This is a genomic window from Sphingosinicella microcystinivorans (assembly GCF_003634215.1).
Lineage (GTDB): Bacteria > Pseudomonadota > Alphaproteobacteria > Sphingomonadales > Sphingomonadaceae > Sphingosinicella > Sphingosinicella microcystinivorans.
In genome coordinates this window covers 1,109,009-1,129,476 of record NZ_RBWX01000007.1, presented here as the reverse complement: position 1 = coordinate 1,129,476, position 20,468 = coordinate 1,109,009, and the positions used below count along the sequence as shown (strand labels likewise).

The window sequence follows — 20,468 nt, the reverse complement described above, 5'->3', positions numbered from 1 at the left end:
GCATATCCGGTTTTCAGAACGAAAGTTACTCGCAGAACAGCGCGAGACAAAATAATCCTCTGGCATCTCGCCGTGGGCCCAAATTCACTACGTCAAGAACACAGGCGTGAGCTTGATCAACTGCCCCCGCAAAAGATTCTTCGGCACATCAGAGAACAAGCTGCGTATACTTCTTTCGACATGCAAAGTCCTGAAAACTTTTGCTTTTCACGTACGATATAGTCGACACGCCAAGACGTGCACTCTACGCGCATTGGCGCCCAGAATCAGAAGTCCATCACTCCAAACCAAAAATCCAGCACCCCAAAATTCAGGGAAAAAGGCACTATTCATGAATAAACATCGCCAATTTCTAGCGACAACGGCGCTCTCATTTCTTCTTGTCGGCACGTCTCCAGCCTGGGCGCAAAGCGGTACAGACGCGAATTCCGGCGATGTCGTTGTGGTGGACGAAAGTGAAATCATCATCACGGCCAATCGCCGTGAAGAACTGCTTAGCAAGGTTCCGATCAGTGTCGTCGCGCTTTCACGGCAGACGCTCGATCTTCAGGGCGCACGCTCGATCGACGACATTGCCCGGCTTACGCCGAACGTGCAGTTTTCGCGTCAGCAGTTCGGGTCCGGCAACCGTTCCTTCATCGCCATTCGCGGCATCCGTTCCACCGTCGGCACCGCGACAACGGGCATCTACATTGATGATACGCCCATTCAGGTGCGTACAGTCCGTTCCGCAACCAATACGAACATCTATCCCCAGGTTTTCGATCTTGAACGCATCGAGGTGCTGAAAGGCCCGCAGGGCACGCTATTTGGTGCTGGCTCGCAGGGTGGCACAATTCGCTTCCTTACGACCGAAGCCGATCTCGACAGCCTGACCGGGTACGGGCGCACGGAGATTTCCACGACCGAGGACGGCGCGATGTCCTATGAGGCGGGTTTCGCGCTTTCCATGCCATTGGTTACGGATGAACTCGCGGTCCGCGCCAGCGGCTGGTATCGCCGCGACGGCGGATATGTCGATCGTATCGACCGCACGACCGGAGAGACACTGAACAAGAACACGAACAAGCAGGACAGCTACTCGGCCCGCGTTGCTCTCAAGATGAAGCTTGGTGAAACCATTACGGTCTCGCCGTCGATTTTCTATCAGAAAGTCTCCACGGACGATTCCTCGATTTTCTGGCAGAGCCTCACTGATCTTGATGCAGGGGACATTCGTTCAGGAAACGCCCTGCGTTCCCCCGTGGATGATGAGTTCGTCATCGCCGCGATCAAGACCGAAGCTGATCTCGGCAATGTCACTTTCGTTGCCAACACCTCCTACTTTTCGCGCGATATGAACTCGTATCCCAACTATACGGAATACGTCTGGCAGCTGTTCACGGGTCAGCCCTACCCGCTCCTGCCCTCACTGACATTCGGCGCCGATTATCTCAGCTCTCAGGATGTGTTCACGCAGGAGGCACGCCTTCAATCCAGCGATCCGGCCGCACGCCTGGCCTGGACGGTGGGCGCGTTCTATTCCCATTCCAAGCAGATGGATTTCGAAGGGATTCATGGCGCCAGCCTGGAAACGATGGTTCCCCTCCTCACTGGCCGGACAGTTGAAGAGTATTTCGGCGTGCCGCTGTATCAGGGCTATGCGTTCTACGATAACCAGAAGAGCATCGACGAACAGATCGCTGTTTTCGGGCAAGCGGATTACCGCTTCACCGATACGCTGAAAGCCACACTCGGCCTGCGCGTTTCCCACACGCAGTTCTCGTTCGACGGCGTCCTCGCCGGCCCGACCAATGGCAGTGCTGCATTTTTCAGCGGCAAGCAGTCCGAAACGCCGGTCACGCCGAAATTCGGCCTGACGTGGGAACCTGACCAGCGGACGATGGTGTATGCAAGCGCAGCCAAGGGCTTTCGCGTCGGCGGCGCGCAGGGCGGTGTCGCCGCCGGAAGCTGCGCGGCGGACCTCGCGACGCTCGGCCTGACGAGCGCCCCCACTGAATACGGCGCCGACGAAGTCTGGAGCTATGAAGTCGGAACGAAGAGCCGCCTTCTGGGCGGCAAGCTGTCGGTGGAAGCCAGTGCGTTCTGGATCGACTGGTCTCAAATCCAGGCGCGCGTCACACTGCCGTCCTGCGGCGTCGGCTTCATGACCAACGTCGGCTCTGCTACCAGCAAGGGTCTGGATCTGGGTGCCGCGCTGCGTCTCGGCAACCTCTCGCTTGAAGCCGCGGTCGGGTACGTGGACGCGACCTACGATGAAACGCTGCAGATCGGCAGCGCCACGATCGTGGCCAAAGGCCAGCGCCTTGCGCGCTCGCCCTGGTCGGGAAGTGCGTCCGCTCAATACGACCTGCCGCTGGGCGACGTTACCGCTTACGGACGCGTAAACTACCAGTTCCGTTCGGAAGGCAGCCGCGTGCCCAGCATCGTACTTGGTTACGACGGCACGATCCCGGGCGATCCTGCGACACACTTCGTTTCACTGCGCGCGGGTGTCCGCAAAGATACGCTCAACATTTCGGCGTTCATCGACAATCTCTTCAATGATCGCCCGAACTTTATCTCGCGTCAGTTCACGTCGGTTCCCTTTTACGATGGAACGACAACCCGGCCGCGCACATTCGGCCTGACGCTCACGAGCAATTTCTAGAATATCGTCGAGGGGTGGCCATCAGGTCACCCCTTTTCGGGTCCGCTGTACCAGGAGGTCAGCCCCGCGTCCCCACTCACTGGTGCCGCTCGGCGGGTTTGACCGTTCCTCTCAGTGACGTACCCGCTGTTTCTGCAAGAAAATGCAGAGCGATCATCCCGACGACACATGACGCCATCATCGTATAAGCCGGCATCAGCGTATTTCCGGTTATCTGGATGAGCCAGCTGTTGAACGCGGGCGCCGTGCCGCCGAACAGCGAGGTGGAGATGTTATAGGAGATCGCGAAGCCGGCGAAGCGAACCTGGGTAGGGAACATCGCGGGGAACGTAGCGGATATTGTGGAGAGCTGAGGCGCGTAAAGAATCCCAAGCAAAAGAAATCCGATAATCGCACCGGTGAGGCCGGTCCCCATCAAATGGTAAAGCGGCACGGCCGCAACGAAGAGGCCGACGAGCGAAACCCACCACAGCGGCTTGCGGCCCACTCTATCTGAAAGTGCGCCTGCGAACGGCAGCAGAAACATCATGAACAACATGCCGATAATCGGCACGATCAGCGCATCGTCCGGCGACAGCCCGAGCCGGCGCTGAAGATAGGTCGGCATATAGCTTAGCAGCGTGTAGTTGACGACATTCAGCGCGATGACCAGTCCCCCCATCACGACGAGCGGCCGCCAGTAGTCGCGCAGCAGGTGGCGCAGTTCAACGGCAGTGCCTTTCTCCTGCTTTCCCTCACATTCGATTTCTCGAAAGATCGGCGTGTCTTCCATGCGCGCGCGCAGATACATGCCGACGAGACCCATCGGACCCGCAACGAAGAACGGTACGCGCCAACCCCAATCATGCATCACGGCATCACCGAGCCAGAGCGAAAAGCCGAGCATAAGCAGGGCACCGAAAGAGAACCCCGCAAGCGTGCCGACTTCAAGGAAACTTCCGCAGAACCCCCGTTTGTCGTCGGGTGCATATTCGGCCATGAACGTTGCAGCGCCGCCGTATTCTCCGCCGGTGGAAAACCCCTGCACCATCCGCAGCAGCATCAGGAGAACGGGCGCCCATATGCCAATGCTGTCGTAAGACGGAATGAGCCCAACCGCGAAGGTCGCGCCCGACATCATCAAAATCGTGAAAGCAAGGACTGTCTTGCGCCCCAACCTGTCGCCAAGCGGCCCCCAAAAGAGTCCTCCGAGAGGCCTGACGAGAAAGGAGATCGCGAAGGCGGCAAGCGCGAACAGCGTGGCCTCCTCGATGCTGCCGGGAAAGAGTGCCGCGGAGATATAGGTCACGCCGTACGCATAAATGCCATAGTCGAACCACTCCGTCGCGTTGCCCACGGCGGACGCGGTGATCGCGCGGCGCAGAACGCTGGGCGGGACATTTTCCGTTCCGCCAGGCGGAACGGCGGAGCCGAAGGCGTTATCCGCTCGGGAAGTGGTCATGAGGCATCCTTCATTGTTCGGAACCGCGCGGATCCAGCGTCGCTGCCATAGGCGTGGTGCGTGGCAGCGTCTGATAGGCTTGCTGATCGGCATCCGGCACCGGCGGTGACGTCCGCAGGCGCCATATTCCGAATGCCAGCACCCCGGTCGCGCACGTTGCCAGAAGCAGGAACAGGCCGTTGTTCGCAAACGTCATCGCACCGCCGCCCACGATCGGTCCCGCAGCGGCACCCGCTGAGTAGAACAGCACGAGCCCGCCGCTCGCCGCGACGCGCTCATCGGGCCTCAGGTGGTCGTTGGTATGCGCGACGCACAAGGGGTAGAGCGCAAAGACAAGACCGCCGAACAACGCCCCGGCAGCGAGCAGTTTTGCGTCCGGTACGGCCAGGAACGCAAGCAACATACTCGTCAGCGCAGCCGCCCCGAACGTGAAGACGATAACGATGCGGCGGTCGAACCTGTCCGATAGCTTCCCAAGCGGCCATTGCAGCGCCACACCTCCAAGAATGACGGCGCTCATGAAAGTCGCCGTCGCGGCAAGATCCATGCCGAGCCTGCGCGCGTAAATGGCGCCAAGGCCGTAGAACGCCCCCATCATGATCCCCGTGACCGTCGTGCCGACGATGCCGAGCGGCGAGATATCGTAGAGCCGGCGGAGTGCGAGTGGCTGTTCGACGCCAACAACAGGCGCCGTGATCCGTGTCAGCGCCACGGGAATTGCAGAAAGCGATATGAGGATCGAAGCGACGATGAAGGGGAAGCCCGATCCCGCCATTCCAATGCCGAGCAGGAATTGACCGGCCGCCTGACCCGAATAAAGCGCGATCATGTACCCCGCGAGCACCAGCCCGCGCGTTTCAGGCGCGGCCCGCTCGTTGAGCCAACTTTCAAGGCAGATGAACACGCCTGCGATGCACAGCCCGTCTATGAAGCGCAGTGCGCTCCACATCAGCGGATCGAGATGCAGAGCATATGCAAGCGTGCTTGCCGAGAATAACGACACGAACGCCGTGAAAGCACGGATATGCCCCACACCCGCGATGATCCTGTGCACGTGCAGGGACCCAACGGTTAAGCCCGCGAAGTAGGCGGTTGCCACCAGGCCGATCTGCAGGGTTCCAGCACCGCTTTCCTCCAGCCTCACACTCGTCAGCGTCGACAGCACGCCGCCGCCAGCCATCAGCATGAAGATCGCCGTGAGCAGACTGCGAACCGGTAGGAGTGATGGGAGCAAGGCCCTGACCTCCGACGTCAGGCCGCCGCCTGATGGGCTCCGCTGCGGCGTTCAACAAGAGCCGCGTGCAGCGCGGTAATCGCCCGCGCGTAATCATCGCAATCAACGATGAACTGCACATCGACATTCCGAATCTGGTGCTGCATCGCGATCATGACGATCCCGGCATCGGCAAGCGCGTTCAAGGCGCGCGGCACGAGGCCAGGCTCGGAAATATCGCTTCCGATCACGGAAACCATCGCAGCGGTCTGCGACGAAATCGCCGCACCGGGATAACGCTCCTCAAGGTCCGCAATGACCCGCGCGACCGCTTCGGGCGAAGCGGAAAGATAATGCGTGATGGTATTCGCGTTGGATGATTTGCTGACAATCCAGACGCGGTGCCGTGTCAGCACATCGAGGATCGCGGCATCATAGCCCTTCTCTCCCACCATGTCCTGTTCGAAGAACTGGAGGGCATGGACGGTTTGGATGCCGGTGACGATCTCGACGCGCGGAGTTGACGATACGTAGTCGCCGCAGATCAGCGTGCCTTCATCCTGCCTGTCAAACGTGTTGCGCACACGCAGCGGAATTTGTGCCTGCCTCAAGCCTCTGCCGGCACGCGGATGAATCGCTTCCATTCCCAGATTGGCGAGCTGGTCCGCCACGTCGTAGTTTGTTCGGCCGATCTTTTGCGCGCATTCGATGCCGACAAGTTTCGGGTCCGCGCTCGAAAGGTGGAATTCCTTGTGAATGATCGCCTCACGCGCCTTGCTGAGAACAGCGATCCGCGAGAACGTCATTTCCGAATAGCCGCGTGCATACCGCCGGACCATGCCGCCTTCGCAACCCGCATAGCCGGTGACTATGGGCATCTGTGTGCGCAGGTCGATCGGTTCCAGCGCCTTCAGAATGCGCACGTCCAGCGTGTCGATGTCGTTCTGGTCGCATTGTGTCAGATCGACGAAGACGGCGTTGATGCCGCGGTCCCGCAGCAACAGCGCCGTACTGTGCGCGCTGTGCGCCTCGCCGAAGCCGGCGAGCATTTCCCTCACGGTGACGAGCTGCTCCTTCAGACAAAAGCGTCTGTGGTTACGCAGCCGGTGAAGATCGTCGAGGCAGGCCCTCAGCGCATCGATGCGGCTGTCCACGAATCTGTCTGCTTCGCTGCAGCTCGAAGCGCGCGCGAACATCTCCGCGTTTCGCTTATGCATCGCCTTGCGTACGTCCTCGAGCGCGCCGCGCCAGCCGTCATCGCCATTGCCTACTGCAAAACGTGCGTAAACGCCCGGCGCGCCGCTCTTCTTGTGCTCCAGCAGCAGGTCCGTCATGCCGGCATAAGCGGAAACGACGAAAATGCGGTTGTAGAGTTCGGAACCAGTCCGTCCCGCGATCAAAACGTTATCGAATAGCGTGGCCGTGGCCGCCATCGAAGTCCCGCCGATCTTTTCGACGCTATGTGTGCCCGTCATGCCGCGTAGGCCGCCAGATCGTCAGTCACCGGAAACAGCGGATCGACGTCCCGCGACGCGATGAAATCGGGCCGCGGCGTCTTTGCGCCGAACGGTGCCTGCAGGCTGTTCGACACCGCATTGTAGACGATGAATGCATTCGCGCGCGGGAACGGCGTTATGTTGCCGTTTGAACCGTGCATCGTGTTGCAGTCGAAGATGATGACGGTTCCCGGATTGCCGACCGGCGACACGATCCCATGCATCTGCGCAAGGCGCGCAAGACTATCTTCGTCCGGTACACCGTATTCCTGCTTCTTCAGCGACATCTTGTAATGATCGTCCGGCGTTTCCCCGACGCACGACACGAACGTGCGATGGGAACCGGGCATCAACATCAACGGACCGTTGTGCGGCGTATTCTCGGCAAGCAGGATCGACATCGACAAGGCACGCATGCGCGGCATACCGTCCTCGACATGCCAGGTTTCAAAGTCGGAATGCCAATAGAACTCCTTGCCCTGGAAGCCAGGCTTATAGTTCAATCGCGACTGGTGAATATATACGTCGTCGCCGAGCAGAAAGCGCGCGACACCCGCAAGCCGATCGTCGGACGCGAGTCGTCCGATCAACTGGCTTTGCGCATGAATGGCGAAGATGGAGCGGACTTCCGCGCCGCCGGGTTCGGTAATCATGGTATCGCGCTGCAGACCGCTCGGGTCGCCGAGCAGGCGCACCGTCTCCGCCTGCAACGTCGCCATTTCCCGCGCACTGAATACGTCCTCCAGAACCAGATATCCTTGCTGGTCGAACTGCTCCGCCTGTTCGCGGCTCACCGGTGCTTTGGGCGTCCAAGTGCCGTGGACCACGGGGTCCCGGCGCGGAAACATGCCGGGCTCCTCCGATCGGCGGGAGGGGTATAGATCGCTCATGGTTTCTCCTTCCGCCGTCATTCAGGATGCCGCGGCGGCGATCGGTGCTTCATCCAGATTTGCAGGATAGGCACCGTTTTCATCGTGAATTTCGCGGCCGGTGACGGGCGGGTTGAATACACACACGGTCAGGATATCGGTCGCGGGGCGCACGATATGCTCATCGTTCGCGTTCAGCGCGTACATAACACCAGGCGCAAGATCGTGCGTTTCGCCGGACCCCAGATCCTCGATCGTTCCCGTGCCCTTCAGAATCAGAACAGCTTCCAGATGGTTCTGGTAGTGCATCTTCAATTCTTCGCCCGCGTACATGCGGGTAACGTGGAATGAAAAGCCCATTCCGTCGTTCTTGAGCAGCAACCGCGCGCTCTCCCATCCCTTGGAACGGACATTACGGTCACTTGCGCGGACATCTTTCAGTCTGCGGACAATCATCAACTTTTCTCCTTGTTCTGCTTATTCTGCGGCGACGCCATAGCTTTGTGAAAGCACGTCACCGACCGCGGTCTCGAGAATATCGAGACCCGCTTCAAACACGTCGGTATCGATGGTGAGCGGAGCGAGGACTTTCACGATCTCGTCGTGCGGGCCGCTGGTTTCGATGATGAGCCCGCGATCAAAACACGCCGTGGTGACAGCCGAGGCGTTCTCGCCCGACCCCATATCGATGCCGCGCATCATTCCGCGACCGCGCGTGGAAAGCCCGTGTCGGGCGGCGATACGCGCCAGCCGGTGTTCGAGCAGATCGCTTCTCTCCCGCACGCCCTCGACGAATTCCGGATTGGCCCAGAAGTGGCGGAGCGTCGCCGCAGCGGTCACGAATGCGTGATTATTGCCGCGGAACGTCCCGTTGTGCTCGCCAGGCGACCAGATATCGAGCTCAGGCCTGAAAAGCGTGAGCGCGAATGGGAGGCCCATGCCCGAAAGCGACTTGGCGAGTGTAACGATGTCCGGCTTTACGCCGCTCTCCTCGAAACTGAAGAAGCCGCCCGTACGCCCGCAACCCGCCTGGATATCATCAATGATGAGAAGGGCGCCGTGCTGCTTCGCGATCTCCGCTATGCGGCGAAGCCATTCCGCAGACGCTGCATTCAGCCCGCCCTCTCCCTGCACGGTTTCGACAATGAAAGCCGCCGGCGCATCAAGGCCGCTCGATGGATCGGAAAGTCGCTGCTCCAGGAGCGCCGCCGTGTCGACATCCGGGCCGTGGTAGCCATCATAGGGTTCATGCGAGACGTGGCTGAGCGGCACGCCCGCGCCGCCGCGCTTCTGCGCGTTGCCCGTGCAGGCGAGCGCGCCAAGCGTCATGCCGTGGAAACCATTGCTGAACGCAATAATGAGTTCCCGCCCCGTAACCTTGCGTGCGAGCTTTATCGCGGCTTCGACGGCGTTTGTGCCGGTGGGACCCGTGAACATCGCCCGATATTCGAGCCCGCGCGGGCGCAGGATGAGCGACTCCAGCGCGTCCAGGAAATCGGCCTTCGCATCAGTGTGCAGATCAAGCCCGTGGGTTATGCCGTCAGCCGCGATATAATCGAGCAGCGCCTGCTTGAGCACGGGATGATTGTGTCCGTAGTTCAGCGTGGAACACCCGGAAAGGAAATCGAGGTAGCGGCCACCGGCGCTGTCGTGCATCCAAACACCTTCCGCGCGCGTGAACTGCCGCGGCATGGCACGCGCATAGCTGCGCACCGCGGATTCGCGCCGAGCGTAAATTTCAGGAACCGGGCCCGATTTGCTTGGCTGTGGCTTCGTCATCTTCATATCAATTCCCTTGTTTTGGAAAGCTTGCGATAGGCCGTTGGCAGCGGTCCGATGCGGGCCTCCCATTCGGTCTCATGCTCGCCGCCGAAGTGACGTTCCCGATCGAAACGCGGGGTCCGCCGGAGCGTCGCGCCGTGGCGACCGGCAAAACTTTCGAAAAGCGCCCAGGACGCGGCATTGTCCTCGGTGATCGTGGTCGTCAGTGAAAGGACGCCCTGAAGCGCGGGGCGCTCGAGCAGAGCATCGAGCATTTGCCCACCGAGCCCTTCACCTCGCACAGAGTCGCTGACGGCGACCTGCCATACAAAGAACTTGTCCTGCTTAGTTGGCGGCCGGTAGCCGGATATCCAGCCAACGATCGCGTCGTCCCGCTCCGCAACGATGCATGTGTCCGCAAAATCCGAACATTGGAGCAGGTTGCAATAGACGGAGTTTGTGTCGAGCGGCGGACAGTCGGCGATCAGGGCCGAAATCTGTGCGGCATCGGCCGGAACGGGTGGCCGGAAGCTGATGTCCTTGTCCGGCTGGGGGTCATTTGCAACGGACGCCGAAAGCCGTGGCGCGGTAAACGCGCTGCTTGCTTGAGGTTGAATTGTTTATTCTCCCGAAATATTTTTAACCCGACACGATCGACTCTCGCTCGGTTCGTGCCGGAATATAGTCACCAACCTTCGGATTATCAACCTTTCAGGAGCAGGCGAGGCCTCCAACCCGTGAAAGAGCAGAAAAATTATATTTAATGATCCGAAATATAATAGCGCTGGCTCGGAGGGCATGGCCGCGCTAGCCAAGCGTTTATGAGCACCAGCGTACCCAACCAAACCCTGCGTGCTTTACGGCGCATCCTGCGGGCGAGTGAACTTGGCGGGCGACGCCTTGCCGCCGAAACCGGGCTCACCCCCTCCCAGATGCTCGTTCTTCAGGAAATCGCGCGTCGCGAGGACGTGACACCGGGAGCGATCGCATCGACGCTTCAGTTCGGCCATGCGACCGTCACCAACATTCTGGATCGCCTGGCCGCGGGTGGGCTGGTGGCTCGCAGGCGGGGCGAGCAAGACAAGCGTCAGGTCCTTGTTCGCATCACCGAGGCCGGAACAGCGGCCCTGGCGGCTGCACCGGACATGCTGCAGTCCCGCTTCAACGCGGGTTTCATGAAGCTGCCCATCTGGGAGCAGGCCATGATCCTCGCCGCGCTGGAGCGCCTCGGCGACGTCCTCGGTGCAAGCGCCATTGATGCAGCACCGCTGATCGATGCGGGCGCTATCGACCGCGATCAACCACAGGAAAACCGTTAGCCTGTCTTAGAACGTCGGCGGTGTGCAGGCGCTCACGACACGCGCAGGCACGTCACTCACGCAGCGAAAGCGATGCGGTATCCGGCTGTCGAAGCTGTAGGCATCCCCCGGCCCGAGGACGCGCCGCTCGTTCCCGACGGTCACTTCGATCTGGCCGCAGATGATAATTCCCGCTTCCTCACCGTCATGGCTCAGCGGGATGCGGCCAGTGTCCGAACCCGGCTTGTAGCATTCGTCGAGCATCTGCAGCTTGCGCCCGCTCATCGATCGCCCCACCTGACGGTACGAGACATGCCCTTTGCCGATTTCGACAAGGTCGCTAGCGGCATGAAACATCGCATCGTCCGGCTCCCGCTCCAGCGCGAAAAACGCTGAAAGGCCGACCGGGATTGCATCCAGAATGCGCTTCAGGGCACCGAGCGAGGGATTGGCGCGGTCCGCCTCGATAAGCGATATCGTGGAGTTCGTGATCCCCGCACGTTTTGCAAGCACCCGCTGCGACAGGCCTGCTGCCTGTCGTACATGGCGTAGCCGCCACCCAACGCCAAGATCTTCCGACATTCCGCCCTCTTCCACCGCGTTCATGTTGTTGAACCACACTCAACACCATGCCTTCAATGCGCCGAAACGCGCGCGGAAAAAAGCCTAAAGAAAACGCCTTGTTTTCACGCGTCCCAAGTGTTGGAGTGCTTGAGAAAGGACAACACATGCCCGCCAACACGACCGCCCTTGATAACTTCTGGATGCCGTTCACCGCCAACCGGCAGTTCAAGGCCGCGCCGCGCCTGCTCGCGGAGGCGGAGGGCATGTATTACCGCAGCGACGACGGCAGGCGTGTTCTCGATGGCACCGCCGGCCTCTGGTGCGTCAACGCGGGCCACGGCCGCCGCGAAATCGCCGAGGCCGTCGGCGAACAGCTGCGCACGCTCGACTATGCGCCGACGTTCCAGATGGGGCACCCCATCGCGTTCCGTTTCGCCGAGCGGCTCGGTGAGATCGCCCCTGCGGGGCTGGATCGCATCTTTTTCACCAACTCCGGCTCGGAAGCGGTCGATACAGCCCTGAAGATCGCCGTCGCGTACCAGCGGGCGATCGGACAAGGCACCCGCACGCGTTTCATCGGCCGCGAGCGCGGTTACCACGGTGTCGGCTTCGGCGGCATCTCGGTGGGCGGCCTCGTTAACAACCGGCGCGTCTTTCCTACCCTCCCCGGCACCGATCACCTCCGTCACACGCACGACCCGGTGCGCAATGCCTTTTCGCAGGATTTGCCGGAGCACGGCGCCGAGCTTGCCGACGATCTCGAGCGGCTCGTCGGCCTGCACGGCGCGGAAACGATCGCCGCGGTCATCGTCGAACCGATGGCAGGCTCCACCGGCGTTCTGCTGCCGCCGAAGGGCTATCTGGAGCGGCTTCGCGAAATCGCGACACGCCACGGCATCCTGCTGATCTTCGACGAGGTGATCACGGGTTTCGGCCGCCTCGGCACGCCGTTCGCAACCGAAAAGTTCGGCGTTCAGCCGGACATCGTGACGACTGCAAAGGCCATCACCAACGGCGCCGTGCCGATGGGCGCCGTCTTCTGCGCGCGGGGCGTTCACGATGCGCTGATGCAGGGACCCGAGTCCGCCATCGAGCTTTTCCACGGCTACACCTACTCGGGCCACCCGGTGGCCTGCGCGGCGGGCATGGCGACCCTCGACATCTACGCGCGGGAAGGCCTTCTCACGCGCGCGGCAGAGCTCGAAGCCTACTGGAAAGAGGCTGTTTTCAGCCTGCGCGGCCTACCCACGATCACGGACATTCGCGCGATCGGCCTCGTCGCCGGCATTGAGCTGGCATCGCGCGAAGGCGCGCCCGGCAGCCGCGCCTACGACGTGTTCACGGATTGCTTCCAGCGCGGGCTGCTCATCCGCGTGACGGGCGACATCATCGCCCTGTCGCCGCCCCTCATCGCCGAGAAAGCGGAAATCGACACGATGATCGAGATGCTGCGTGAAACGATCAAGGCGACGGCGTAAACGCACAGGCTCAAGGGTGCCGGGGTTAACTCGGAATTAGCCAGATTTGTTTATCACAGCGGCAGAGCGCCAACACCTTGATTGGCGCAGGGGCCGCAAAACCATGAATATCAACGTTCAGAATTTCGTCCGCGCCCGCAGCACACGCCTTGTGCTTGCCGCGTCGCTTATCGCTATCGGCGCAGTCGGCTTCGCGCCCTATGTCTTCAACGACGTTTCGACGCAGGCGGCGATCAACGCGCCGCTCATCCGCCTGTCGGCGCCGGTTGATGGCACGGTGGCGGACCTGCCTGCCGACGGCCGCTATTTCGCGAAGGCCTCCTCGATCCGCCTGCTCGATCTCTCGCAGGATACTGGAGAGGTTGCAGACCTCGCGGCGGCGGCAGATCTGGCGCAGGCGCAGATCGATCTTGCCCAGCGCCAGCTCTCCGAGCTTCGCTCTGAAGAACAGCGACTCGAAAAGCGTGCGTCGGCCTTCAACGCGGCCACGAGCGCCCGCCTCAGCGAAGACCGCGGCGCCGCGCTTGCGGATCTCAATGGATGCCAGGCGGAACGCACGCAGCAGGCAGCGACGCTTGCGCGCGTGCGGAAGCTCGCGCGCGAGGGCTTCATGTCCCCCGCCGCCGTGGAAAAGGCCGAAGCCGCGGCGACGCGCACGAGCAACGAATGCAGCAGCGCCGCCTCGAAGCTGCGCTCGATCGAGGTCACGGAAAAGGCCGCGCGCGCCGGCGTGTTCATCGGCGACAGCTACAATGACGCGCCTTACGCCACGCAGCAGGCCGACCGCCTGATGCTGCAGCGGCAGATCATCGAAAAAACGCTGAACGACGCCACCGCACAGCATACGCAAGCAGAACTGCGCCTGAAAGACGCGCTCGGCCGCGCCAGCTACCGCGCGCCGGCCGGAACGCTGATCTGGGCGGCAACCGCAAGCTCCGGTGCCGCCGTGCGCGCCGGTGAACCCATCCTCGATCTCGTCGATTGCCGCCGCCGTTTCGTGCAGGTCGCGCTGCCCGAACGCAAGGCCGAAGCCATCGTGCCCGGCGGCCCTGCCGACGTGCGCCTGATCGGCTCCGACCGCTGGATGAAAGGCCGCATCTCCAGCATCTCGGGCGCCGCAAGCCGCCGAGAGGAGCGGCTGCTGGCCGCCTCGACCCATTCGAAGCCGGACGCCCGCGAGATCATCGTGGACGTTTCGCTTTCGGCGCCCGCGCCGGAAGCGTTCGACGCCAGCCGCAGGTGCGATGTCGGGCGGCTGGCCGAAGTGCGGTTCAGCCGAACGATCTGACCGTCTTGAACACCCTCCCGCTGATCGAAACACTGGCGCCTCTCGCCCTGGTGCTGGGGGCGCTGATCCTGTTCGGCGGCGTGCGCTACAGCCGTGCCGGCCTTATCGCCACAGTCGGCGCCACGATCCTCTACTATCTCCACTGGCGGATCACGCAGACGATCCCTTGGTCCGGTGGTCCGGGCGACCTTTGGTGGCCCCTCACCTGCCTCACCGTCGAACTCGCGGCTTTGTTTGATGCCGCGATCCTGCTCGCAATCCTCTCCCGCCCTACCGACCGATCGGCAGAGGCCGACACCGGCGAAGCCATGCTGCGCGCACGATGGGCGGAAAGCGCCGCGAAGCTGCCCCCTGTCGACGTGTTCATTGCCACCTACAACGAGCCCCGCGACGTTCTGGAAAAAACCATCCTTGGATGCCTCGCGCTGAATTGGCCGGACGCGCGGGTGTGGGTGCTCGATGATGGCCGCCGTCAATGGGTGCACGACCTCTGCGTCGCCAAGGGCGCCGGCTACATCAACCGCCCCGACAACAAGGGCGCCAAGGCCGGCAACATCAATCACGCCCTCACGCTCACAACCGCGCCCTATGGCGCCGTGTTCGACGCCGATTTCGTGCCGAGGCGCGATTTCCTGCTGCGCACGATGGGCTTCTTTGAAGACGAGAAGGTCGGGATCGTCCAGATCCCGCACAGTTTCTACAACCACGACCCAATGCAGACGAACCTCGGCCTGCAGCAGGCGATGCCGGACGATCAGCGCTTCTTCTTCGAAGCGATCATGCCCGGCCGCGATGGCTGGGATGCCTCGTTCTGCTGCGGCTCGAATTCCGTCACGCGGCGCAAGCTGTTCGAAGATATCGGCGGCGGCCTGCCCGAAGGTTCGATCACGGAAGACATGCTGCTGACGCTCGCGAGTCTGCGCCAGGGCTATGTCACGCGCTATCTCAACGAACCGCTCGCCTATGGCCTGGCGGCGGAAAGCACGGCGGCATTCTTCGTGCAGCGGCAACGCTGGGCCCAGGGCGCGATCCAGATCCTCTATCTGAAGGAAGGGCCGCTCGGTCCCGGCCTCAAGCTGCGGCACCGGCTGATGTTCCTGCCCTCGGCATGGATCACGCAGGGATTGCAATCGGCCTTCGCGATCCTGATGCCGATCATGTTCATGCTCTTCAACCTGTCGCCCATGATCCACGTCGATCTGCCAAGCCTCACCAGCTACCTGCTGCCGCTGATATTGGCGCTGCTCGTGGGCATCACACTGCTTGCACCCGGCCGCTATTACCCGCTGGCGGCCCAGGTCCTCGCGGTGTTCCAGATGTTCCGGATTCTCCCCGTCGTCCTGCAAACCCTCGTGAAGCCGCACGGTCACGTCTTCAAGGTCACGCCAAAGGGCTCCGCCGCAGGCGGCGGAAACTGGGAAACGCGCGTGCTCTTTTCCTGCCTGTTCCTGATCGCGGCGAGCGTGGCGGGCATGGTCGCGAACATGGGCGCGGACTATCGCATCGTCGTGCAAGACGAGCTGTTGCCGATGGTGAGCTTCTGGCTTCTGCTCAATATGCTCGTGATGATCCTCGTCGCGATGATGTGCCTCGAAAAACCGCGCATTCGCGGCGAGGAGCGCTTCGAGATCCAGCAGCCGCTGTCGCTGCTCAGCGACACAGGTCACATGATCACCTCCGGCAAGGGCGATATTTCGCTGTCGGGCCTTGGCATGGAGGTCTCCGAGCCCGCCGATCTGGTGATCGGGGAGCGCGTGCAGGTGATCCTGCCAGAGGTCGGTATCGTTCGCGGCTTCGTTCGCAGGACCGGTCGCCGCATCGGTGTCGCGTTCGATTTCCATTCCGAAGAGGTGCGCGACCGCTTGATCGTTTCACTCTTCACAAACCGGATCCAGGTCAACGCGCAGCGGCCGTCCGCGCTTGCAGTGGCGGGTGCTGTCATCCGGAGGCTTTGGGCCGCCGATCTCACGGTGCACGCCCAGCCCGCGCCTGCACCCGAACCCGAAGCACCGGAGATCAAGCTCGCCGCGGCGACGCGTCTCGTCCCGCCCTCTGCTGCCCGGAAGCTTGCGGCGGCAAGCCTGGAAACCGGCGTCGCGCTCGCGACCTCTGCGGTCGAAGACGAGCCTCATGACGGGGTCGGCACCCCGCATACCGCGCCTTTGCCGGAGCCGAGACGTGCCGGCGCCGCGGGCTAGAACCGGCTCGCGTTCACACGATGACAAGCCGCCATTTGGAGGCTGTCAGAGCTGAAGGTCGATCGGTTCTGGCTGTTCAAAATGCGCAGGTTTACGGCGTGTCGTAGGGATGCAGGTTTCAAAATGCGTGTCTCCTGACATAGAACGCCTGCGCCAACGCCGCCGGTGCGGCCGCATCAGGAGTCGACATGCTGGTCAAGTTGCGCCCGGACGGGTTCACGATCGCACTTTTCACCGTCGTCGCCCTCGCAAGCGTATTGCCCTGCCGAGGCGATGCCGCGGAAGCCTTCGCAATCGCCACGCGTCTCGCCATCATGCTGCTGTTCTTCATGCACGGCGCCAAGCTTTCGCGCGAAGCGGTCATGCGCGGCGCGGGCGCGGTGAAGCTGCACCTGTCGGCCCTCGGCATGACCTACATCGTGTTCCCCTTGGTCGCGCTCGGGGTCGCGCTGGCGCCGGACCGCATCGTATCCGCCGACATCAAGGCGGGCCTCATGTTTCTCGCCGTGCTGCCTTCCACCGTCCAGTCGTCGATCGCGTTCACATCGATCGGACACGGCAATGTCGCCGCGGCCGTCTGCAGCGCATCGCTGTCCAACTTCATCGGTGTTTTCCTCACGCCGCTGCTCGCCGGGCTGCTGATCCATGCCCAGGGGGCCGGCGGCGAGGTCGATACGGGCGCGGCCATCCGCTCGGTGGTGGTGACGCTGCTGATACCCTTCATCGTCGGGCACCTGTCCCGGCCGCTCATCGGACGCTTCGTCGATCGCCATAAAGCCTTTCTTGGAAAGCTCGATCGCGGCTCGATACTGCTCGTCGTCTACACCGCGTTCAGTGCGGCGGTCGTCGATGGGCTGTGGTCACGCGTTTCGGGCGTGGATCTCGCAACCATCGCCGGGCTTGCCGTGCTGTTGCTCGCGGCGGTCCTGCTCGTTTCCCTCGCGCTGTCGCGCGTCCTCGGCTTGTCACGGGCGGACAAAGTGGCGCTGGTATTCTGCGGCTCCACAAAGAGCCTGGCGAGCGGCGTGCCGATCGCGGCGGCGCTGTTCGCAGCGCCGCTCGTCGGGATGCTGATCCTTCCGCTGATGGTCTACCACCAGATCCAGCTGCTCGTCTGCGCGGTCATTGCGCGCGTCTACGCGGATGACCCCGGGGCTGCCTGACGAACGGCGTCGCGGACCTCTCGCGGCCTAGAGCGGCACCACGATCCGTCCGCGCACCTTGCCCTGCAGGATGTCGCCGGCCGCGGGAATCACATCGTCGAGCGCAATCTCGCGGATCATGCTTTCGAGCTTCGCGGGATCAAGGTCACGGGCGAGACGGCTCCACGCCTCTTCACGGTCTGCGCGGGGCGCCATCACGCTGTCGACGCCCGAAAGCGTCACGTTGCGCAGGATGAACGGATAGAGCGTCGCCGGAAGGTCGATGCCCTGCGCAAGGCCGGTCGCTGCGACGATCCCGCCGTAGCGCGTCTGCGCGCAGACGTTGACGAGCGTGTGACTGCCCACCGTGTCGATTGCGCCTGCCCATCGTTCGGCCTGCATCGGCGCGCCGGGTTCGGTGAGCGTATTCCGATCGATGATCTCGGCCGCGCCGAGCGCCTTCAGATAGTCGGCGCCTTCCGGCCTGCCCGTTGATGCCGCGACCCGGTACCCGAGCTTCGAAAGCACTGCGATGGCAACACTGCCGACGCCGCCGCTCGCCCCCGTCACGATCACTTCGCCGTCCCCCGGCTTCACACCGAGCTTCTCAAGCCGCAGCACGCACAGCATCGCGGCATAACCCGCCGTGCCGATCGCCATCGCCTGCCGCGTCGTGAAGGCATCCGGCAGGCGCACAAGCCAGTCGCCGTTCACGCGCGCCTTGCCCGCAAGCCCGCCCCAGTGCCGTTCGCCGACACCCCAGCCGTTCAGCACCACGCGGTCGCCCGCTTTCCAGCCTGGATGCGCGCTCGTCTCGACAACGCCGGCGAAATCGATGCCGGGCACCATCGGAAAGCTCTGGATGAGCGGAATGGCACCCGTGATGGCCAGCCCGTCCTTGAAATTCACCGTCGAGTATTCAACCCGGACGGTGACATTGCCCTCAGGCAGATCGCTGCCTTCCAACTCGGCGATCCGTGCCGTCTGCCCGGCATCCGTCTTGTCGATAACAATGGCCTTAAACATGCAGCGAAACTCCTATGATTTCCGAAAGCGATCAGCGAGCGCGCGACCGTTCAGCAGGCCCCACGGGATCAGCAGCCCCGTCTTCGCCTTGTAGTCCGCCCAGCCCGGATGGCGCGAGATCGCGTGGTCCTTCTGGTACATGCGCGGCAGGAAGGTGGAGACGGTCGCATAGATCACGATCGCCCACGCGATCCAGTGCTGCGCGAGCAGCGCATAGGCCGAATAGATCATGATCTCGCCGAGATAATTGGGATTGCGCGTGTACGCATAAAGCCCGCCGGTGAAGAGCCCGGAGCGATACTTCAGCGTGAAGTGCCGCTGGCCGTCCGCCGCGATCATCGTGACGACGCCGAGCGTGTGAAGCGCGATCGCGGCGGCAAGCATCGGCCCCGAAGGATCGATGTGCCGCGACAGGAACAGCCACGGGATCAGCCAGTACCACGCGACCAGCATCACATACATATTGACCGCGCCCCACCACGCCGTCGTGCGGTCGAGCTGATGGTCGCGAAAGCCCAGATCCTTTATCAGCCAGCAATAGCCGTAGCAGCCATGCAGCGCGAGATAGACCCACGCCGCGTTACTGAAATTGTCCGTCACCCGCATCATCCCGAAGATGATGAACACCGTGAAGATCTTGTGCAGATTCACCGCCGTGGCGACCTTGATGCGCGGGCTACCCTTCGCCTCGAAGATCAGGTTCGCATGAATCCAAAGCATGAAGCGCGCCCATGCCGGTACAGGCTCTCGCGCCGCCTCCGCTCCGCCGATTGCAGTCGTCGCCATGATGCCTCCCCTCAGAGTATCTCGTAGGTGCGGTACTGCACGCCGCCGTTCCCCGTGCTGCCGATCCCGACCGCACAGATACCGTTCAGCCATGCATACGTTGGACTGCCGGTTTCGAAGAGAATGAGCGTGCGGAAATAATAGCGCGAAGGGTCGACAGGCGCCGCGCTCGCCACATCCAGCACGGCGGGCAGCAAGCCCGGATCGGCAACGATGCGCCCCGTATAGGTGAGATAGACAAGCGCGCCGTCATCGGTTTCCACCGTGGCGCGCACATCGAGCGCGATCGACCCGTCGCTACGCACCAGCGCCCAGTCACCCCCCGGCGGAATAAACCGACCGCTCAGCCGCTCCCCTTTCAGCGTACCACCGCCTACCGGGAAGATCGCGCGCTGTCCGTTCGGCGTCGCGCCGATCGTGATGGGCGCGGTGAGCGCAATGTCCGCGTCATAAAGATGCCGGTATCGAAGCTCGGTCATGCCGCCGTGTACCCTCCGTCCACGATGAGTTCGCTTCCCGTCATGTACCGCGCATCGTCGCTCGCGAGAAACAGGATCGGCCCCGCAATTTCGTCAGGGACCGCGAACCGCCCGATCGGAATGCGCGCGAGCGTCTCCGCCGCGAACGCCTCCCCCGCTTCGGCCTCCATCGTACCGATCGCGTCCGACACGAGCACCGTATCCGTATAGCCGGGGTGCATCGAATTTACGCGGATCGGATAGCCGTGCCGCGCGCAGTGCAGCGCCGCGTTGCGCGTCAGCAGCTTCACCGCGCCCTTCGAAGCGTTATACGCCGCCAGCAGCGGTTCGCCGACATTGCCCGCGATCGAGGCGACGTTCACGATCGCCCCGCCCCCCGCCTTCATTGCACCGATCGCCGCTTTGGTGCCGAGGAATACGCCCTCGACATTCACGGCCATCGTCAGCCGCCATTCAGCAAGTGAGCTTTCCTCGATCGAAGCGATGCGCGCGATCCCCGCATTGTTCACGAGCACGTCGAGGCGGCCGTGCCGATGGATCACGTCCGCAACGAGCCGGTCCCAGTCCGCCTCGCGCGTCACGTCCTGCACAGCCGCTTCAACCGCCAGGCCTTCGCTTGAAAGACGCGCCGCCTGAGCCTCCGCCTCGCCGCTCAGCACATCGGTGATGACCACCACCGCGCCCTCGCGCGCGAACCGCTCGGCGGAGGCGAGGCCGATGCCCCGCGCCCCGCCGGTGATGACGACGACCTTGCCTTCGAAACGCCGCATGATCGCCTC

At 62.6% G+C, this 20,468-nt stretch carries 18 protein-coding genes; 6 read left to right on the top strand and 12 right to left on the bottom strand.

Annotation, left to right across the window (positions count from 1 at the left end):
* Nucleotides 1–106: 106 nt before the first annotated feature.
* On the top strand, nucleotides 107–2,650 hold the full coding sequence (locus tag DFR51_RS05480; protein WP_126494721.1) for a TonB-dependent receptor: 2,544 nt from the start codon (nucleotides 107–109) through the stop codon (nucleotides 2,648–2,650).
* A 76-nt stretch (nucleotides 2,651–2,726) separates the two neighbouring features.
* Here the strand turns inward: DFR51_RS05480 and DFR51_RS05475 are convergent, their stop codons facing one another.
* The 7 genes from DFR51_RS05475 to ectA are packed head-to-tail and all read right to left on the bottom strand — an operon-like array spanning nucleotide 2,727 to nucleotide 9,966.
* Nucleotides 2,727–4,091: an MFS transporter gene (locus tag DFR51_RS05475; protein ID WP_121047977.1), complete on the bottom strand. Its 1,365-nt coding sequence runs from the start codon at nucleotides 4,089–4,091 to the stop codon at nucleotides 2,727–2,729.
* Between the two features lie 10 nt (nucleotides 4,092–4,101).
* Nucleotides 4,102–5,325 (bottom strand): MFS transporter, encoded by a 1,224-nt coding sequence (locus DFR51_RS05470; RefSeq protein ID WP_121047976.1) that lies wholly within the window; start codon nucleotides 5,323–5,325, stop codon nucleotides 4,102–4,104.
* A gap of 17 nt (nucleotides 5,326–5,342) precedes the next feature.
* On the bottom strand, nucleotides 5,343–6,779 hold the full coding sequence (locus DFR51_RS05465; protein WP_121047975.1) for an aspartate kinase: 1,437 nt from the start codon (nucleotides 6,777–6,779) through the stop codon (nucleotides 5,343–5,345).
* Nucleotides 6,776–7,690, bottom strand: coding sequence for an ectoine hydroxylase (thpD, locus tag DFR51_RS05460; protein WP_121049835.1), 915 nt, complete (start codon nucleotides 7,688–7,690; stop codon nucleotides 6,776–6,778). The genes DFR51_RS05465 and thpD overlap by 4 nt, the downstream gene beginning before the upstream one ends.
* 21 nt (nucleotides 7,691–7,711) lie before the next feature.
* The gene (locus DFR51_RS05455) at nucleotides 7,712–8,125 is read right to left on the bottom strand and encodes an ectoine synthase (protein WP_121049832.1); all 414 of its coding nucleotides are present in this window, start codon (nucleotides 8,123–8,125) and stop codon (nucleotides 7,712–7,714) included.
* A gap of 21 nt (nucleotides 8,126–8,146) precedes the next feature.
* On the bottom strand, nucleotides 8,147–9,454 hold the full coding sequence (gene ectB, locus DFR51_RS05450; protein WP_121047974.1) for a diaminobutyrate--2-oxoglutarate transaminase: 1,308 nt from the start codon (nucleotides 9,452–9,454) through the stop codon (nucleotides 8,147–8,149).
* On the bottom strand, nucleotides 9,451–9,966 hold the full coding sequence (gene ectA / locus DFR51_RS05445) for a diaminobutyrate acetyltransferase (protein WP_121047973.1): 516 nt from the start codon (nucleotides 9,964–9,966) through the stop codon (nucleotides 9,451–9,453). Before ectA ends, ectB begins: the two co-directional genes overlap by 4 nt.
* A gap of 285 nt (nucleotides 9,967–10,251) precedes the next feature.
* Here ectA and DFR51_RS05440 point away from each other — a divergent pair, with 285 nt between their 5' ends.
* Nucleotides 10,252–10,749: a MarR family winged helix-turn-helix transcriptional regulator gene (locus tag DFR51_RS05440; RefSeq protein ID WP_121047972.1), complete on the top strand. Its 498-nt coding sequence runs from the start codon at nucleotides 10,252–10,254 to the stop codon at nucleotides 10,747–10,749.
* Nucleotides 10,750–10,755: 6 nt separating this feature from the next.
* Here the strand turns inward: DFR51_RS05440 and DFR51_RS05435 are convergent, their stop codons facing one another.
* Nucleotides 10,756–11,349, bottom strand: a complete 594-nt coding sequence (locus DFR51_RS05435; protein WP_243446543.1) for a cupin domain-containing protein — start codon at nucleotides 11,347–11,349, stop codon at nucleotides 10,756–10,758.
* 107 nt (nucleotides 11,350–11,456) lie between these two features.
* Here DFR51_RS05435 and aptA point away from each other — a divergent pair, with 107 nt between their 5' ends.
* The 4 genes from aptA to DFR51_RS05415 all read left to right on the top strand — a co-directional run bounded on the left by aptA (nucleotide 11,457) and on the right by DFR51_RS05415 (nucleotide 17,419).
* Nucleotides 11,457–12,770 carry an omega-aminotransferase AptA gene (aptA, locus tag DFR51_RS05430; protein WP_121047971.1) on the top strand — a complete coding sequence of 438 codons (1,314 nt, stop codon included), beginning with the start codon at nucleotides 11,457–11,459 and terminating at the stop codon, nucleotides 12,768–12,770.
* Between the two features lie 103 nt (nucleotides 12,771–12,873).
* A complete protein-coding gene (locus DFR51_RS05425; protein ID WP_121047970.1) occupies nucleotides 12,874–14,058 on the top strand; it encodes an HlyD family secretion protein in 1,185 nt (394 codons plus the stop codon).
* A gap of 5 nt (nucleotides 14,059–14,063) precedes the next feature.
* Nucleotides 14,064–16,256, top strand: coding sequence for a glycosyltransferase (locus DFR51_RS05420; RefSeq protein ID WP_121047969.1), 2,193 nt, complete (start codon nucleotides 14,064–14,066; stop codon nucleotides 16,254–16,256).
* 188 nt (nucleotides 16,257–16,444) lie between these two features.
* Complete coding sequence (locus DFR51_RS05415) at nucleotides 16,445–17,419, top strand: bile acid:sodium symporter family protein (RefSeq protein ID WP_121047968.1); 975 nt, start codon at nucleotides 16,445–16,447, stop codon at nucleotides 17,417–17,419.
* A 27-nt stretch (nucleotides 17,420–17,446) separates the two neighbouring features.
* Here DFR51_RS05415 and acuI read toward each other — a convergent pair whose 3' ends face one another.
* From acuI to DFR51_RS05395, 4 genes are read right to left on the bottom strand one after another with little or no spacing between them, the layout of a single operon-like run.
* The gene (gene acuI / locus DFR51_RS05410) at nucleotides 17,447–18,424 is read right to left on the bottom strand and encodes an acrylyl-CoA reductase (NADPH) (protein WP_121047967.1); all 978 of its coding nucleotides are present in this window, start codon (nucleotides 18,422–18,424) and stop codon (nucleotides 17,447–17,449) included.
* Nucleotides 18,425–18,436: 12 nt separating this feature from the next.
* A complete protein-coding gene (locus tag DFR51_RS05405; RefSeq protein ID WP_197723606.1) occupies nucleotides 18,437–19,210 on the bottom strand; it encodes a methyltransferase family protein in 774 nt (257 codons plus the stop codon).
* An 11-nt stretch (nucleotides 19,211–19,221) separates the two neighbouring features.
* Nucleotides 19,222–19,689: a DUF3237 domain-containing protein gene (locus DFR51_RS05400; protein WP_121047966.1), complete on the bottom strand. Its 468-nt coding sequence runs from the start codon at nucleotides 19,687–19,689 to the stop codon at nucleotides 19,222–19,224.
* Nucleotides 19,686–20,459, bottom strand: a complete 774-nt coding sequence (locus DFR51_RS05395; protein WP_121047965.1) for a glucose 1-dehydrogenase — start codon at nucleotides 20,457–20,459, stop codon at nucleotides 19,686–19,688. Before DFR51_RS05395 ends, DFR51_RS05400 begins: the two co-directional genes overlap by 4 nt.
* Between the last annotated feature and the right edge of the window lie 9 nt (nucleotides 20,460–20,468).